We start from the raw sequence: 15,583 nt of genomic DNA on the forward strand, positions 1-15,583 counted from the left end.
CCGTACGGCGCAGGGACACCCGCGCCGGGCCGGGCACTTCTTCATACGTGCGAAGATTTGGGTCGTGAGCGCCAACGACCGCCCCAAGGGCCAGCCGAGTCAGACGTACGATTCCGCCTTCCTGAAGGCGTGCCGACGCGAGCCGGTACCGCACACCCCCGTGTGGTTCATGCGGCAGGCCGGGCGCTCGCTCCCCGAGTACCGCAAGGTCCGCGAGGGCACGCAGATGCTGGAATCCTGCATGCGCCCCGACCTGGTCACGGAGATCACGCTGCAGCCCGTGCGCCGCCACAACGTGGACGCGGCGATCTTCTTCTCCGACATCGTGGTCCCGCTGAAGGCCATCGGCGTCGACCTGGACATCAAGCCGGGCATCGGCCCGGTCGTCGCCCAGCCGATCCGCCGCCGCGAGGACCTCGCACAGCTGCGCGACCTCACTCCGCAGGACGTCCCGTACGTCACCGAGGCGATCGGCATGCTCACGGGTGAACTGGGCTCCACGCCGTTGATCGGTTTCGCCGGCGCGCCCTTCACCCTCGCGAGCTACCTGGTCGAGGGCGGCCCGTCGAAGAACCACGAGCACACCAAGGCCCTGATGTACGGGGACCCGGAGCTGTGGGCGGACCTGCTCGACCGCCTCGCGGAGATCACCTCCGCCTTCCTGAAGGTGCAGATCGAGGCGGGCGTCTCGGCGGTCCAGCTCTTCGACTCCTGGGTCGGCGCGCTGGCCCCGGCGGACTACCGCCGCTCGGTCATGCCCGCCTCCGCGAAGGTCCTGGAGTCCGTCGCCTCCTACGGAGTCCCGCGGATCCACTTCGGCGTGGGCACGGGCGAGCTCCTCGGCCTCATGGGCGAGGCCGGAGCGGACGTCATGGGCGTTGACTACCGGGTCCCGCTGGACGAGGCCGTCCGCCGGGTCGGCCCCGGCAAGGCGCTCCAGGGCAACCTGGACCCGGCCGTCCTCTTCTCCACCCCGGAGGCCGTCGAGACCAAGACCCGCGAGGTCCTGGACGCGGCCGCCGGCCTGGAGGGCCACGTCTTCAACCTCGGCCACGGCGTCCTCCCGACGACCGACCCCGACGCCCTGACCCGCCTGGTGGACTACGTCCACACCCAGACGGCCCGCTGAGCGGCGGCTCCGCGCCCGGTCACCTGGCGCGGAGCCACCACAGCACGGCGGCGACGGCCGCGCTTCCGAGTGTGGTCGAGGCACCTCGGGCGAACCCGAGGAGAACGGTGCGCCGCAGGACAAGCATCCTGCGCCGAGGTACCGGGACCCTTGCGGCGCCCTCTGTCGTGGGGGACACCTCTGTCGTGGGCATGACGCTCCTTTCCTTGCTGCTCACACCAGCTTCCGTGCCCCGAGGCCATAGGCGATCACTTCTCGACGGAACCCGACGCCTTTCTCTCGCCCGTTGCCGATGACCTGCGATGACGCCGACGGCCGAGAAGCGGCGGGACGCTTCGCGACACTTTGGGGGACGGGGATGACAGCGGTCCGGGGCAAGCGCGGCATCCCGATGCCCGACGAGTCGACGGTGGCGCCGGGGCCTCACCGTGATCTCCTCGTGGCGCTCCACGAGGTGTACGCGGCCGCCGGCAGGCCCGGGCTGAGGACGATCGCCCGCGGGGTCACGGCCGACGACCGGCTCCCCAGCACCCTGACGCACCACGCCATAGGCCGGGTGCTCGGCGGGTCCGCCATCCCGTCACCCCGCCAGGCCCACGCGCTCGCCGCGTGGCTCGCGGAGGAGGCTGCCGCGGGCGCCGGTACGGAGGCCGAGGTAGAGCAGACCGTCGAGCGGCTGGTGAACCTCTGCCGCGCCGTGGGCCCCGCCGCGCACGCTCCTTCGTCGGCGCACATGACGGCCGGACGCGCCACACCGAGCAGCCGACGGGACGGCGGCACCGACACCGCGACCGGCGTGGACTCCGGGGCGGTCGAGGCCGAGCGCAGGCTCCTCGGCGCCATGCTCGCCTCGGGCGACGCGGTGGCCGACGTCGTGGATTACCTCGATGCCGACGACTTCACGCTCCCCGTGCACCAGGGCCTGTACGAAGCCGTCCTCGGACTGTACGAGGGTGGCGTCGAGACCACCCTGGCCGCCTTGTCTCCGCGACTGGCGTCGCTTGTGGACGACCTCGGTCCAGCCGCCGCGCAGGCGTGGATGTCGGAGCTGAGCGCGCTGCGTCCGCATCCCACCCGGGAATACGTCGAGGACGCGCTCGAAGTCGTCTACCGGCGGGCACAGCTACGCAGGCTGACCCGGGCCGGGCAGCGGATCGCCGACCTGGGTGCCGCCGCCCTCTCCGGCGGGGCGGACGACGCCGTGGCGTGCATGCGTACCGCCGAAGCGGAATTCCAGGCCGTCTTCCACGACCTGGACAGCGATACCGCGCCGCAGTCCGAGCATCCCCTCGAACTCACCCTCGACCGCATCGAAGGGGTCGGAGCCGACACCTCGGTGTACACCGGCTTCGGCGATCTGGACTCCCTCCTGAACGGCCTTCGGCCAGGGCACGTGCTGGTCCTCGCCGGTGCGTCGGGGCTGGGCAAGTCCACGCTCGCCCTGGGCCTCATCCGCAGCGGCGCCATCGCCCAGGGCGTCGCCACTCTGTACGTCACACCGGATACCGACCAGCAGGAGGTCCTGCTGCGGCTCCTGTCCGCGCAATCGGGCGTGCCGCTCCAGCACATGCGCTCCCGGACGATGACCGACGACGGCTGGACCCGGCTGGCCCGCTGCATGCCGGAAGTCTCGGCGGCACCCCTGACCGTCCACGACCGTGCCCACGTCACGGTGGCCGGAATCCGCAGACTGTGCCGACGACTCCAGCGGGGCAGCGGCCTGGGACTCGTCGTCATCGACCCTGTGCACTGGATCCGGCCGGACACCCCGCCGGGGCGAGGCAGCCGCGGCGAGGTCGTGCGGGAACTGGCCGTGATGGCGAAGGAACTGCGCGTCCCGCTCGTCCTGGTGGCCCCCCTGCAGCCGGAGCCGGGCCGGGAAGACCGCAGCCCCGTCCTGGGGGACGTGGCGAACGAGCTGGTGGAGAACGCCGACACGGTGATCCTGCTGCACCGGGAGGACGCGTACGAGCGCCATTCGCCCCGCGCGGGCGAAGCGGACCTGGTCGTCGCGAAGCACCGGTTCGGGCCGACCGCGACTGTGACCGTCGCCTTTCAGGGCCACTGCGCCCGGTTCGTGGACATCGCGCCGTCGGGCTAGGCCCCCGCCGTGCGGACGGCGGTGACCGCCTTGCGGGCCGCCACCAGGACCGGGTCCCAGACGGGGGAGAAGGGCGGGGCATAGCCCAGGTCCAGCGAGACCATCTGCTCCACCGTCATGCCGGCGGTCAGGGCCACCGCCGCGATGTCCACGCGCTTCGCGGAGCCCGCGCCGCCGACGATCTGGACGCCCAGCAGGCGGCCCGTGCGCAGCTCGGCCAGCATCTTCACCGTCATCTCCTCGGCGCCCGGGTAGTAGCCCGCCGTGTTGGTCGACGTGATGGTCGCCGTCACGAACCGCAGGCCCGCCGCCCGCGCGTCCCGCTCGCGCAGGCCCGTCCGGGCGATCTCCAGCTCGCAGACCTTGCTCACCGCCGTGCCGACCACTCCCGGGAAGGTCGCGTACCCGCCGCCCACGCCCGAGCCGATCACCTGGCCGTGCTTGTTGGCGTGCGTGCCCAGCGGGATGTGCCGGGTGCGGCCGGAGACGAGGTCCAGGACCTCCACGCAGTCGCCGCCCGACCAGATGTCCTCGTGGCCCCGGACCCGCATCGACAGGTCGGTGAGGATGCCGCCCGACTCGCCGAGCGGCAGCCCCGCCGCGCGAGCCAACGCCGTGCGGGGCTCCACGCCGATGCCGAGGACGACGACGTCCGCCGGGTACTCCTCGCCCGTCGCCGTGGCCACCGCGACGGCCCGCCCCTCCTCGTCCGTCAGGATCTTCGTCACCTCGGCGCCCGCCACCGTGCGGATGCCCATGGCGTTCATCGCGCGGTGCACGAGGGCGCCCATGTCCGGGTCGAGCGTGGCCATCGGCTGCGCGCCGCGGTGCAGCACCGTGACCTCGTACCCCCGCGCGACCAGCGCCTCCGCCATCTCGACGCCGATGTAGCCCGCGCCCACCACGACCGCCCGGCGGATCCCGCCGCGCTCCAGGGTGTCCATCAGGCGCTGCCCGTCGTCCAGGGTCTGGACCCCGTGCACCCCGTGCGCCCCGATGCCCGGCAGCCGGGGGCGGACCGGGCGGGCGCCGGTGGCCAGCACGAGCCGGTCGTAGCCCGTCCAGGACTCGGCGCCCGAGTCGAGGTCGCGGGCGCGGACCCGCTGCCCGGCGACGTCGAGCTCGACGACCTCCGTCCGCGTGCGCAGGTCGATGTCCCGGGCCCGGTGCTCCTGCGGGGTACGGGCGATCAGGTCGTCCCGCTCGGCCACCCGGCCGCCGATCCAGTACGGGATCCCGCACGCGGAGTACGAGGTGAAGTGGCCCCGCTCGAACGCGACGATCTCCAGCTCCGCCGGGCCCTTCATCCGCCGGGCCTGTGACGCGGCGGACATCCCCGCCGCGTCACCGCCGACCACCACCAGTCGTTCCGCCGCCATCGTCCGCCCCGTCCTGTGCAGCCTTCGCCTGGGGAACACGCTACGGGCGAATGGCCGTTCAGTCCCTGTGGTCGTCCGTGTCCGCGTCCGGGGCGGGTTCGGCGGGCGCCCGCCGCGCCGCCGGGACGACCGGGACCCGCCGGGGGACCAGGCCGGTCTTCGGCTTCGCCGGACGGTAGCGCCGGTAGACCCGGAAGCCCACGACGGCCAGCAGGGCCGTCACCGCGAACGGCAGCACCGCGCCCACCGCCAGGGCCAGCATGCCCAGCAGGCTCGTGAAGACGTCCCAGCCGCCGCGCAGGGCGTCCAGGAAGCCCTTCGGCTCGCGCTTCTCCTCCTGTGGCGCCTTCGGCTTCACCGGCGGCTCCGAGACCTCCATCGCGATGGTGCCCATCGAGGTCTGGTCCTTCAGCGCCGTCTGCTGCGCCAGCAGCGACTCCAGGTCGGACTGGCGCTTGCTCAGCTCGCTCTCCAGCATCACCACGTCGCTGAGCGCCGAGGCCTTGTCCATCATCTCCCGCACCCGGGCCACGCTCGCCTGCTGCGACTTGACCCGGCTGTCGACGTCCGCGACCTTCTCGGTCACGTCCTGCGCCTCGACCTTGCGGCTGAGGAGCTTCCCGCTGCCCTCCATCGCGCCGAGCACCGCGTCGAAACGCTCGCCCGGCACCCGCAGGGTCAGCGTCGAGGTCATCCGGCCGTCCTCGCCGCGCCTGGTCGACTCGTTGCCGACGTACCCGCCCGCGCCCTCGGCCGCCGTACGGGCCGCGGCCAGCGCCCGCTGCGCGTCCGGCGTCTCGATGGCCAGCGTCGCCGTCCGGATGACGTGCGGCCGCACCGCCGCCGGCTGCTGGGCGTCCTTCGGCGCCGCCGGCGCCGCCGCCCCGGCCCCGGCCTTGCCCTGCGCGGGGGCGGCCGCGCCCTCCTTCGGCCGGGCGGCCGCCTCGCCCACCGCCGCCTTGTCCGACGAGCTGTCGCCCGCACCCGCCGAGCAGCCGGTGACCGCGAGGGCCCCGGCCAGCGAGAGGGCGGCCAGGGCCGCCGCCGAACGGTGTCCGTACGGCGCGTACGCGCCGCGCCGGTTCTGCTTCGTCACGTGGAACCCCCCGAAGATCGGCTGATGTCGCCGGTGTGACGTTCAGGGTCCCGCCGCGGGTTTCGCTTCCGCGGTCCCGAGCCGATCCCGATGCGGTCACGGTCCGGCCTCGATGATCGGTCTGAGACGATGTGTCCATGCACGAAGCGGACACGCGTACGGACAGGCGTACGGACGGGCGTACGGCCACGGCGGGCCGGCCGGGCCACCACCCCGGCCACGTGGTCGTGATCGGCGGCGGCATCGCCGGCCTCGCCGCGGCCCACCGGCTGCTCGCCGACGGCGCCCGGGTCACCCTGCTGGAGGCCGGCCCCCGGCTCGGCGGCAAGCTGCGCGCCGGCGAACTCGCCGGCGCCCCCGTCGACCTCGGCGCCGAATCCGTGCTCGCCCGCCGCCCCGAGGCCGTGGCGCTCGCCAGGGCCGTCGGCCTCGGCGAGGCCCTCCAGCCGCCCGCCACCGCCACCGCCCACCTGTGGACCCGGGGCGCCCTGCGGCCCATGCCGCGCGGCCATGTCATGGGCGTCCCCGGCGACTTGGGGCCGCTCGCCGCCTCCGGGGTGCTCTCCGCCGAGGGCCTGGCCCGGATCGAGGCCGAACACGCGCTGCCGCCCGCCGAGATCGGCGAGGACGTCGCCGTCGGCGAGTACGTCGCCGCCCGGCTCGGCCACGAGGTCGTCGACCGGCTCGTCGAACCGCTGCTCGGCGGCGTCTACGCGGGCAACGCCTACCGCATCTCGATGCGGGCCGCCGTACCCCAGCTCTTCGAGGCCGCCCGGACGCACGCGCTGCTGGGCCAGGGAGTACGGGACCTCCAGCGCCGCGCGGCGGAGCAGCCCCAGGCGGCCGGTCCCGTCTTCGCCGGGATCGACGGCGGCATCGGCCGCCTCCCGCTCGCCGTGGCCGAGGCTTGCCGCCGGGCCGGGGCACGGATCAGCACCGGGACCCCGGTGCGCGAGGTCCACCGAGGCGCGCACGGCTGGAAGGTCGTCGCCGACGGCGAGGTCATCGACGCCGACGCGGTCGTCCTGGCCACCCCGGCCGGACCCGCCGCCCGGCTGCTGGACGGGCTCGCCCCGGCCGCGGCCGCCGAGCTGCGCGCGGTCGAGTACGCCTCGATGGCCCTGGTCACGATGGCCTTCCGGCGCTCCGAACTGCCCGATGCGATCGCCGGGGGCGGCGCCAGCGGATTCCTCGTACCGCCCGTGGACGGCCGCACGATCAAGGCGTCCACCTTCTCCAGCAACAAGTGGGCCTGGGCCGGCGCCGATCCCGGGCTGTTCCTGCTGCGCACCTCGGTGGGCCGCCACGGCGACGAGAAGGACCTCGAACGCGAGGACGCCGACCTGGTGGACGTCTCGCTGCGCGACCTCGGCGAGGCCGTCGGCCTCGCGGCCCGGCCGGTCGCCTCCACCGTGACCCGCTGGGACGGCGGACTGCCCCAGTACCCCGTCGGACACCTCGCCCGCGTCGAGCGGATCCGGGCCGCCGTCGCGGCCCTGCCCGGCCTCGCCGTGTGCGGCGCGCTCTACGACGGCGTGGGCATCCCGGCGTGCGTGGCGAGTGCCACACGGGCCGCCGACGTGGTGATGGCCACGTTGGGCACCCCTGGCACCGACCACTGATCAGCACACGGGACAATGGACACATGACTGCACCAGAGAAGATTCCCAACGCGGGGAAGAAGGCGAAGGACCTCAACGAGGTCATCCGCTACACCCTGTGGTCCGTCTTCAAGCTGAAGGACGTTCTCCCGGAGGACCGCGCCGGCTACGCCGACGAGGTCCAGGAACTCTTCGACCAGCTGGCCGCCAAGGACATCACCGTCCGCGGCACCTATGACGTCTCCGGCCTGCGCGCCGACGCGGACATCATGATCTGGTGGCACGCCGAGACCTCGGACGAGCTGCAGACCGCGTACAACCTGTTCCGCCGCACCAGGCTCGGCCGCGCGCTGGAGCCGGTGTGGTCGAACATGGCCCTGCACCGCCCGGCCGAGTTCAACAAGTCGCACATCCCGGCCTTCCTGGCCGACGAGGTCGCGCGCGACTACGTCAGCGTCTACCCGTTCGTGCGCTCGTACGACTGGTACCTGCTGCCCGACGAGGACCGCCGCCGCATGCTCGCCGACCACGGCAAGATGGCCCGCGGCTACCCGGACGTGCGTGCCAACACCGTCGCGTCCTTCTCGCTGGGCGACTACGAGTGGATGCTGGCCTTCGAGGCCGACGAGCTCTACCGCATCGTGGACCTCATGCGTCACCTGCGTGCCTCCGAGGCCCGGATGCACGTCCGCGAAGAGGTGCCCTTCTACACCGGGCGCCGCAAGTCCGTCGCCGATCTGGTGGACGGGCTGGCCTGAGACCTCCCCTGGGGGGAAGGACCGGAAGACTGACCTCTTCCGGTGGATCGGGAGGCCTTGCCCCCGAAACGACGCAGCCGGAGATCCCGCCCGGAAGTTCAGACGACTGGCGGCAGCGGCACCCTGAGGGTGCCCGCTGCCCGGTCGTCCAGCGACACCGGTGCGGGCTCCGGATGCGGCGCGCACGTGACACTCCTGCCCGGGGTGTCACCCGTCAGGATGTACCGCTCCACGTGAAGGTCCACGCACTCGTTGCGTCCGCCGGCCACTCCGTGGGTGCCCGCTTCCGCCTCCGTGACCAGCGCGGCCGCCGGGCCGAGCCGCCGCAGCAACTCCAGCGCACCCGGGTACGGGGTCGCCCCGTCCCGTTCCGCCGCGACGATCAGCGTCGGCGGCAGGGGCGTCGGCTGTGAGCCCACGTCGACCGGGCGCTGCCGCAGCCGCCCGGCCACCGGCCAGTACGCGCACGGCAGGTTCGTGAACGCGTTCGCCCAGGTCTCCAGGGGCGCCCGGCGGGCCAGTTCGGTGTTGTCGCGGTCCCAGGTCTCCCAGTCGGCGGGCCACGGGGCGTCGTTGCACAGCACCGCCGTGTAGACCGCCGTCGCGTTCTCCGCCTCGGCCGGGCCGTGCGGGCCGGGGCCGGCGAGGGCGGCCAGCGGGTCCGGATCGCCGTCCAGGAACGCGCTCAGGGCCGCCGCCAGGTCCGGCCAGGCGTCGTCGTAGTAGGCGGCCTGGAGGGCGGCCGCCCGCAGTTCGCCTGTGCCGACCAGGCCGGCCGCCGGAATACGGGCCACCGCGGCCCGGACGCGTTCGTGACTCGCCTGCACGGCCGCCGGGGTGGCGCCGAGGCGGTACGCGGCGTGGTGCCGGGCCGCCCAGGCGCGGAAGTCGTACCAGCGGCGCTCGAACGCCGGTGCCTGGGCGAGGTTGTTGCGGTACCAGACGCGGCGCGGGTCGGGGTCGACCGCCGAGTCGAAGACCATGCGGCGCACGTGGCGCGGGTAGAGCGTGGCGTAGACCGCGCCGAAGTAGGTGCCGTACGAGGCGCCCATGAAGGTCAGCTTGGGCTCGCCGAGCGCGGCGCGGAGCACGTGCAGGTCGCGGGCGTTGTTGAGGGTCGTGTAGTACGGGAGGGCCGCGCCGGCCCGCCGCGCGCAGCCGAGCGCGTAGGCTCGGGCTGCGGCGACGCGTTCCTGCTTGTACGCGGGGGAGGGCTCCGCCGGGACCTGGGTGGGGGCCTTCGCGCGGGCCGCCGGGTCCTGGCAGGACAGCGGGGCGGAGCGGCCGACCCCGCGCGGGGCGTAGCCGACGAGGTCGTAGGCGGCGGCGATCCGGCGCCAGGCGGGGCGGTCGGCGAGGAGCGGGAAGTACATGCCGGAGGCACCCGGTCCGCCGGGGTTGAAGACGAGGGAGCCCTGGCGGGCGGCGCCGCCGGTCGCGGTGACGCGGCTGACGGTGAGGGAGATCTGCGGACCGTCGGGCCGGGCGTAGTCGAGCGGGACCCGCAGGGTGGCGCACCGGACGGGCGCGGGCAGCCCCTCGCCGGCGGGACAGGGCCGGAAGCCCAGCGCGCGCCCACCGACGGCGGCCGCCCGCCGGGCGACGACCTCGGCCCCGGCATCCTCGGCCCCCGTCCCCGCGCCGGGCGGCGTGCCCGCGGCGGCGTGCCCCGTGCCGGCCGCTGTTCCCGCGCCGGCCCCCGGCCCCGCGATGGGCTTGGGCCCCGTGATCGATGAGGTTGCCGTCGGGGTGGTGGGGCCGGCCGCGGCCGGTGGGGGTGGGGTGAGGGCCAGGGCCAGGGTGAGGGCCGTCGCGGCCAGCGCGGAGTGTACGGGTGGCGTCCGCATGGCGGCCCCTTCATCTCATCGGCTGGTCCGATGAGATTCCGGGGCCGCCTCCCGGTAAAGGAGCACCGCCGGACCGCGCCGGCGATTGCCCCCGTTGCCGTAGCGCGGACGGGTCAGGAACTGCTGCTGGAGCAGCTGGAGCTGGACGAGCCGCAACTCGAACTGCTGCTGGAGCAGCTGCTGGAGGACGACCCGCAGCTGGAGCTGGAGGATCCGCAGCCGGACCCGGACGACCCGCAGCCGGAACCGGAGCCGCCGCCACAGCCGGAGCCGCCGCCGCAGCCGCTCGAACCGCCCCCGGATCCCCCGTCGCCGCTCGCGCACCACACCACCGGCAGGATCTCGGCGGAGGACGCCCACGCCGCGTCGGAGCCGTGCGACCCGGCGGACCGGCGGTGCCCGGCCTGGGCCGCCGCCAGCCGGGTGCCGCGCACCGCCGGCACCAGCTGCTCGCGCAGGTACGGGTCGCGCAGCCCCCGCAGCCCGAGCAGCGCCGTCTGCACGTGCGGGGTCTGGTTCGTCAGGTACGCCGACCGCATCGCGCGCAGCGCCGTCCGCCCCGCCGGGGTGATCCGCTGCTTGGCCCGCGAGGCCGCGACGGCGCCGATGACGAGCCCGCCGATCAGCACGGGGAGCACCTTGACGAGGAACGGCACGCGCGAGGTCGGATCCAGCGCGAACCCGAGGATCGTCAGCACCAGCGAGACCGGCAGCAGGGCCCCGCACAGCACGGCCTGCGTCACGCCCCAGCGCCGCCACCGGCGCCCGGAGCCGGGCGGGCTGATCAGTCCGCGCCCGGCCAGCCCGTCCCCGATCTCCTGGATCGCGGGATCGGTCATGGCCGCGTACCGCACCTGGTAGAGCCACCCGGACGGCGCGCTCGCGTGCGCCTGGAGCACGGCCCGCTCGGCGACGTCGACGGCCCGCGCCCCGGGCCGTACCTGCACGATGCCCGGGCCGCCGCCCACCATCCGCTGGTCGCCCAGCAGCGAGACGATGGCCACGTCGACGACGTTGCCCGGGCCGCCCGCCATGAACGCGGCCTCGGACAGGTCGTGCAGCGCGGGCGCGGCGCCGCCCGGCGAGGGCCGGGACCGGCGCAGGCCGGCCAGCAGCAGCACGCTGGAGACGATGACGGCGATCCAGATCGCCGAGGCGAGGACGTTCATGCGGCTCTCCCCACGAGGGCCCGGGCCCAGCGCACGATCCGGCGGGGCGGGCGCACCCCGGCCCGCTCCTGCCACCATTCGGTGAGCCGGCGCCGGGCCGCCGGGTCGGCCGGCAGGTCCCGGATCAGCAGGTGCTCGGCGAAGTCCAGCGCGTCGCGGCGGTAGCCGCCGCCCATGGGCCGGTTGCGGGCGTACGCCAGGAACGCCTCGCGGTACGGCTTCTCGCCGCCCAGGATCCCGGGCAGCTCGGGCGCCACCTTGGCGACGACCCCGGCCCGCTTGGCGGCCAGCGCCCGCGTCTGCACCCGGATCCGCTGCCGGTCGAACCCCTCGGGCACCGGCGTCCCGGCCACCAGCGCCGACAGCAGCGCGGCCTGTTCCAGCCCGACCCGCGTCCGAGCGGCTTCCAGCCCCGCCGGCGTGTGAGGCGCGCGGTCCTGGGCGGCGTCCCGGGAAGCGGGAAGGGGCGGGGAGGGGGCGAGCGCCGCAGAGTTCACCACGCCCCGGATCGCCTCGAGTTCCCCGGCGAGCTCGCCCTCCGGGGGGAAGTCGTCGTCCCGCTCCAGCAGCACGCCGGGCGGGTCCACCCGCCGCCGCAGCTCAGCCAGTACGTCCAGCACGACGCCCGGCACCGGGTGCGCGTGGGTGTCGTGCCAGACGCCGTCCCGCTCGAACCCGCCCGCGACGTGCACGTACGCCAGCGCCTCCAGCGGAATCGCGTCCAGCACGGCCGCCGGGTCCTCGCCCCGGTTCACCCGGTTCGTGTGCAGGTTCGCCACGTCGATCAGCAGCCGCACCCCGGTGCGCTCGACCAGCTCCGTCAGGAACTCGCCCTCCGTCATCTCCTCGCCGGGCCACGAGAACAGCGCGGCGATGTTCTCCAGCGCCAGCGGCACCGGCAGGGCGTCCTGCGCGATCCGCACGTTCTCGCAGAGCACGTCCAGCGCGTCCCGCGTGCGCGGCACCGGCAGCAGGTGCCCCGCCTCCAGGGCCGGCGCCGGCGCTGTCGTCCGTACGAACGCGATGTGCTCGGTGACCAGCGGCGCCCCCAGCGCCACCGCCCGCTCGCCGAGCGCGGCGAGGCTCTCCGGGTCGGGCCGGTGCGCCCCGCCGAGGCCGAGGGAGACCCCGTGCGGCACGACGCGGACGCCGCGCTCGCGCAGCCGCAGCAGCGAATCCGGCAGGTGGCCCGGGCAGATGTTCTCGGCCACGACCTCGACCCAGTCCAGCCCCGGCAGCCGCTCCACCGCGTCCGCGATCTCCGGCCGCCAGCCGATGCCCACCCCCAGGTGTGCCATGGGCTTCATGTCCCCCCGCCCCCTCTCATCAGTCCATGTGCCCATGTCATGGCCCCCGCCGGAACAGGCCAACCTCCGGAGGCGGACGTTCAGAGGAACATTTGAGGTTCCCCGGCGCTCCTCCCGCGGCACGGGGCACCGGGCACGCGACACCGGGGCGGGCCAGGGTCTCAGAGCCGCGCCCGCAGGGCCGGGTGGTCCGCGACCACCGTCGCGCTGCCGGGCGCGATCTCCGTGAAACCGGCGTCCCGGACGACCGGAAGCCCGCTCCCGCCCAGCCGCGCCCACCTCTCGCGCGGGGCCGTCCGTACGGCCAGCCGAAAACCGGAGTCCCGCCACGCGGTCCGCTCCGCGCCGGTCAGCTCCCACCACGCCAGCTGGGCGGCGTGCCCGGCCTGCGCCATCGCCTTGCCGGCGGACATCTCCAGATCCGGGTTCAGCCACAGCACGGGCGCGCCGTCCGACGCCGGACCGGCCGGCTCCGGGTCGTCCAGGTCCGTCCCCGACACCTGGAGCTTGGCCAGCTCCTTGGGCCACCCGTCGAGCGGGACCGGCGGGAACACCCGTACCTCCGCCGCGTCACCGTGCACCGTGACACCCGGCAGGGTCTGCGCCTTGCGCCACTCCGCGCCGCGCGCCCGCCGGACCACCTTGCGGATCCGCGCGTCCTGCCAGTCCCGCACCGCCTCGGCCCATTCGCCCTCGCCGTGCGAGCGCTCGTCGCTCAGCAGCACCAGCACCGCGCGGGCCGCCGTCTCCAGCGCGTCGGTACGGGCCGGGGGTTCGGCCTTCTCGATCCGCACGACCAGCGGGAGCACGAACTGCGGTGCCTCGTCGCGGGCGATCCGCTCCTGCCGGAACGGGCTGTCCGCCCCGACGGCGGGTACCGGGGTGCTGTCGTCGTGGTGCGTGTCCGGGCTGCTCATCGCGCTGTTCATCCCCGGCTCATGCCGCTGTTCATCCTCGCAAAGGATGCCAGCCTCCCCCTTCAGGATGATGCCGCGGGGGCTCGGGCCGGGTGAGGATCGAACCCATGAAGAGCGACCTTTTCGCGTCCGAGCACCTCGCCCAGCCGGCCTCCGCCCCGGGCATGACCCTGCAGAACGCCAAGTCCGTGAAGTACGCCGTCAACGGTGAAATGCTGGCCCGCCAGGGCTCGATGGTCGCCTTCCGCGGCAACCTCCAGTTCGAGCGCAAGGGCCAGGGCATAGGCGGCATGCTCAAGCGCGCCGTCACCGGCGAGGGCCTTGCGCTGATGGCCGTACGCGGACAGGGCGAGGCGTGGTTCGCCCACCAGGCCGGCAACTGCTTCATCATCGACTTCGAGCCGGGCGACGCCCTGACCATCAACGGGCGCAACGTGCTCTGCTTCGACTCGACGCTCTCCTACGAGATAAAGATGGTCAAGGGCGCCGGCATGACCGGCGGCGGGCTCTTCAACAGCCTCTTCACCGGCACCGGCAAGCTCGCCGTGGTCTGCGACGGCCACCCGATCATCATCCCCGTCACCGCCCAGAACCCGGTGTACGTGGACACGGACGCGGTCGTCGGCTGGAGCGCCCGGTTGGAGACGGGCCTGCACCGCTCCCAGTCGGTCGGCTCGATGATCCGCGGCGGCTCGGGCGAGGCCGTCCAGCTGATGCTGAGCGGCGAGGGCTTCGTCATCGTGCGCCCGAGCGAGCTGACGGAGCACGCGGCCGCGCACTGAGCGGGACCGCACCGAAGACGAAGACGAGACGAAGACGATGGCCATGCGCCTGGACGCCGTGGGCCGCCGCTACGGCACGCGGCGGCCCTGGGTGCTGCGCGGCGTCTCGATGGAGCTACCGCCCGGCGCGCTCGTCCGCGTCGAAGGCCGCAACGGTGGCGGCAAGTCCACGCTGCTGCGGCTCGTGGCCGGCATCGACACCCCGACCGAGGGGCGGATCACCGGCCGCCCGCGCCGCACGGCCTACGTCCCCGAGCGCTTCCCGGCCGCCCTGCCGCTCACCACGGCGACCTACCTCGGCCACCTGGGCCGGATCCACGGGCTGGCGCGCGCCGAGGCCGAGCGCCGGGCCGCCGAGTGGCTGGAGCGGTTCGGCGCGGCCGGGCACGCCCGCACCCCGCTGGCCGAACTGTCCAAGGGGACCAGTCAGAAGGTGGCCGTCGCCCAAGCCCTGCTCGCCGCACCGGGGCTGCTCGTCCTCGACGAGGCGTGGACCGGGCTCGACGCGCCCGCGCGCGCCGAGCTGGACCGGGCCGTCGCCGAGCGGACCGCCGCCGGGGGCACGGTGCTGTTCGTGGACCACGACCCGGCGCGGCTCGCCGGGGCGCCCGACCGGCACTACCGGGTCGAGGCGGGCGCGTTGGTCCCCGTACGGCAGGGCGCCGACCCCGGGCCCCGGGTGCGGATCGAGGCCGCCGGGCCGCCCGGAGCCGAACCGCCGCCGGGTCTGGCGGCCGAGCCCCTGCCCGGCGGGGGGTTCCGGCTGACCGTGCCCGCCGCCCGGTCCGACGCGGTGCTGCGCGAGCTGCTCACCGCGCGCCCGCCGTGGCACATCCGCGACCTGAGGGACATCCCGTGACCGCTCTGCTGCGCTACCAGGGGGCCCTCTTGCTGCGCTCGCAGCGCTGGCTCGCGCCGGTGCTGCTGTACGCCGCGTTCCTGGCCGTCGGGTTCCGCCCCGGGGATCCCGTACCGGACTCGCTGGGCTACGCGGCCGCCGCGCTGGTCCCGGTGACGGCCTGGCTGGTGCGGATCTGCGTCACGGTCGAACCCGACGCGGCGCGGGACTGCGCCGCCGCCGCTGCCGGTCCGGTACGGGCGCACGCGGCGGCCCTGCTCACCGGGCTCGGCTGGGGCTTCGGCGCCGGGGTGCTCGGCGCCGTCGCGGTGCTGCTGCTCGGCGACCGCGCCGGTACGACCCTCCCCGCGGCCGCCCTGGCCGGGGCCTCGGCGGTGCTGGTGTGCGCGCTGACGGGCGCGGCCGTGGGCGCCCTGTGCGCCCGGCCGCTGCTGCGGGCGCCCGGGTACGCGGTCGGGGCGGCGGGCCTGGGCTGCCTGCTGGCTCTGGTCACGGCGGGCTCGCCGGCCCGGGTGGCGGTCAGCGCCCTGGTGGGGGGCTCGGTGGCGCTCCCCTTGGGCGCCCTGGCGGGCGCGGCGGTGACGGCCTGCGCGGTCGGCGTGGCCGCCTGCCTCGTCGCCGCGCGGCGCGGGTGAGTA

The 15,583-nt window shown here is 74.8% G+C and carries 13 protein-coding genes; 7 read left to right on the forward strand and 6 right to left on the reverse strand.

Annotation, left to right across the window (positions count from 1 at the left end; all coding sequences use genetic code 11):
• The first annotated feature begins 64 nt into the window (after positions 1-64).
• A complete protein-coding gene (gene hemE, locus OG982_RS23825) occupies positions 65-1,129 on the forward strand; it encodes a uroporphyrinogen decarboxylase (protein WP_266783516.1) in 1,065 nt (354 codons plus the stop codon).
• A 358-nt stretch (positions 1,130-1,487) separates the two neighbouring features.
• Entirely contained in the window at positions 1,488-3,230 is a 1,743-nt protein-coding gene (locus OG982_RS23830) for a DnaB-like helicase C-terminal domain-containing protein (protein ID WP_266783514.1), read from the forward strand.
• Here the strand turns inward: OG982_RS23830 and OG982_RS23835 are convergent.
• Entirely contained in the window at positions 3,227-4,609 is a 1,383-nt protein-coding gene (locus OG982_RS23835) for an FAD-dependent oxidoreductase (RefSeq protein WP_266783512.1), read from the reverse strand. The genes OG982_RS23830 and OG982_RS23835 overlap by 4 nt on opposite strands.
• A 58-nt stretch (positions 4,610-4,667) precedes the next feature.
• Complete coding sequence (locus OG982_RS23840) at positions 4,668-5,705, reverse strand: DUF4349 domain-containing protein (protein WP_266783510.1); 1,038 nt, start codon at positions 5,703-5,705, stop codon at positions 4,668-4,670.
• Between the two features lie 137 nt (positions 5,706-5,842).
• Here OG982_RS23840 and hemG point away from each other — a divergent pair, with 137 nt between their 5' ends.
• Positions 5,843-7,327 (forward strand): protoporphyrinogen oxidase, encoded by a 1,485-nt coding sequence (gene hemG, locus OG982_RS23845; RefSeq protein WP_266783508.1) that lies wholly within the window; start codon positions 5,843-5,845, stop codon positions 7,325-7,327.
• Positions 7,328-7,350: 23 nt separating this feature from the next.
• A complete protein-coding gene (gene hemQ / locus OG982_RS23850) occupies positions 7,351-8,064 on the forward strand; it encodes a hydrogen peroxide-dependent heme synthase (RefSeq protein ID WP_266783506.1) in 714 nt (237 codons plus the stop codon).
• Between the two features lie 98 nt (positions 8,065-8,162).
• Here the strand turns inward: hemQ and OG982_RS23855 are convergent, their stop codons facing one another.
• The 4 genes from OG982_RS23855 to OG982_RS23870 form a co-directional block, all read right to left on the reverse strand.
• Positions 8,163-9,911, reverse strand: a complete 1,749-nt coding sequence (locus tag OG982_RS23855) for an alpha/beta hydrolase (RefSeq protein ID WP_266783504.1) — start codon at positions 9,909-9,911, stop codon at positions 8,163-8,165.
• Positions 9,912-10,024: 113 nt separating this feature from the next.
• Positions 10,025-11,080 (reverse strand): TIGR04222 domain-containing membrane protein, encoded by a 1,056-nt coding sequence (locus OG982_RS23860; protein ID WP_266783501.1) that lies wholly within the window; start codon positions 11,078-11,080, stop codon positions 10,025-10,027.
• Positions 11,077-12,378 (reverse strand): DUF692 domain-containing protein, encoded by a 1,302-nt coding sequence (locus tag OG982_RS23865; RefSeq protein ID WP_266949966.1) that lies wholly within the window; start codon positions 12,376-12,378, stop codon positions 11,077-11,079. Before OG982_RS23865 ends, OG982_RS23860 begins: the two co-directional genes overlap by 4 nt.
• A 170-nt stretch (positions 12,379-12,548) precedes the next feature.
• Complete coding sequence (locus tag OG982_RS23870) at positions 12,549-13,304, reverse strand: aminoacyl-tRNA hydrolase (protein WP_266791752.1); 756 nt, start codon at positions 13,302-13,304, stop codon at positions 12,549-12,551.
• A gap of 107 nt (positions 13,305-13,411) precedes the next feature.
• On the opposite strand from OG982_RS23870, the gene OG982_RS23875 reads away from it, so the two are divergent.
• Genes OG982_RS23875 through OG982_RS23885 form a run of 3 tightly spaced genes read left to right on the forward strand, consistent with a single transcriptional unit; the run spans position 13,412 to position 15,580 of the window.
• Positions 13,412-14,086 carry an AIM24 family protein gene (locus tag OG982_RS23875; RefSeq protein ID WP_266783499.1) on the forward strand — a complete coding sequence of 225 codons (675 nt, stop codon included), beginning with the start codon at positions 13,412-13,414 and terminating at the stop codon, positions 14,084-14,086.
• Positions 14,087-14,129: 43 nt separating this feature from the next.
• Positions 14,130-14,945, forward strand: a complete 816-nt coding sequence (locus OG982_RS23880) for an ATP-binding cassette domain-containing protein (protein ID WP_266949967.1) — start codon at positions 14,130-14,132, stop codon at positions 14,943-14,945.
• Positions 14,942-15,580 (forward strand): ABC transporter, encoded by a 639-nt coding sequence (locus OG982_RS23885; protein WP_266949224.1) that lies wholly within the window; start codon positions 14,942-14,944, stop codon positions 15,578-15,580. The genes OG982_RS23880 and OG982_RS23885 overlap by 4 nt, the downstream gene beginning before the upstream one ends.
• Positions 15,581-15,583 lie beyond the last annotated feature (3 nt).

The sequence above is a fragment of the Streptomyces sp. NBC_01551 genome, assembly GCF_026339935.1.
Taxonomy (GTDB): Bacteria; Actinomycetota; Actinomycetes; order Streptomycetales; family Streptomycetaceae; genus Streptomyces.

Bases quoted from the DNA above. Each gene is read 5' to 3' on its own strand.
- OG982_RS23830 (WP_266783514.1), top strand. From the start codon at position 1,488: ATGACAGCGGTCCGGGGCAAGCGCGGCATCCCGATGCCCGACGAGTCG.
- OG982_RS23835 (WP_266783512.1), bottom strand. From the start codon at position 4,609: ATGGCGGCGGAACGACTGGTGGTGGTCGGCGGTGACGCGGCGGGGATG.
- hemG (WP_266783508.1), top strand. From the start codon at position 5,843: ATGCACGAAGCGGACACGCGTACGGACAGGCGTACGGACGGGCGTACG.
- hemQ (WP_266783506.1), top strand. From the start codon at position 7,351: ATGACTGCACCAGAGAAGATTCCCAACGCGGGGAAGAAGGCGAAGGAC.
- OG982_RS23855 (WP_266783504.1), bottom strand. From the start codon at position 9,911: ATGCGGACGCCACCCGTACACTCCGCGCTGGCCGCGACGGCCCTCACC.
- OG982_RS23860 (WP_266783501.1), bottom strand. From the start codon at position 11,080: ATGAACGTCCTCGCCTCGGCGATCTGGATCGCCGTCATCGTCTCCAGC.
- OG982_RS23865 (WP_266949966.1), bottom strand. From the start codon at position 12,378: ATGGCACACCTGGGGGTGGGCATCGGCTGGCGGCCGGAGATCGCGGAC.
- OG982_RS23870 (WP_266791752.1), bottom strand. From the start codon at position 13,304: ATGAGCAGCCCGGACACGCACCACGACGACAGCACCCCGGTACCCGCC.
- OG982_RS23875 (WP_266783499.1), top strand. From the start codon at position 13,412: ATGAAGAGCGACCTTTTCGCGTCCGAGCACCTCGCCCAGCCGGCCTCC.
- OG982_RS23880 (WP_266949967.1), top strand. From the start codon at position 14,130: ATGCGCCTGGACGCCGTGGGCCGCCGCTACGGCACGCGGCGGCCCTGG.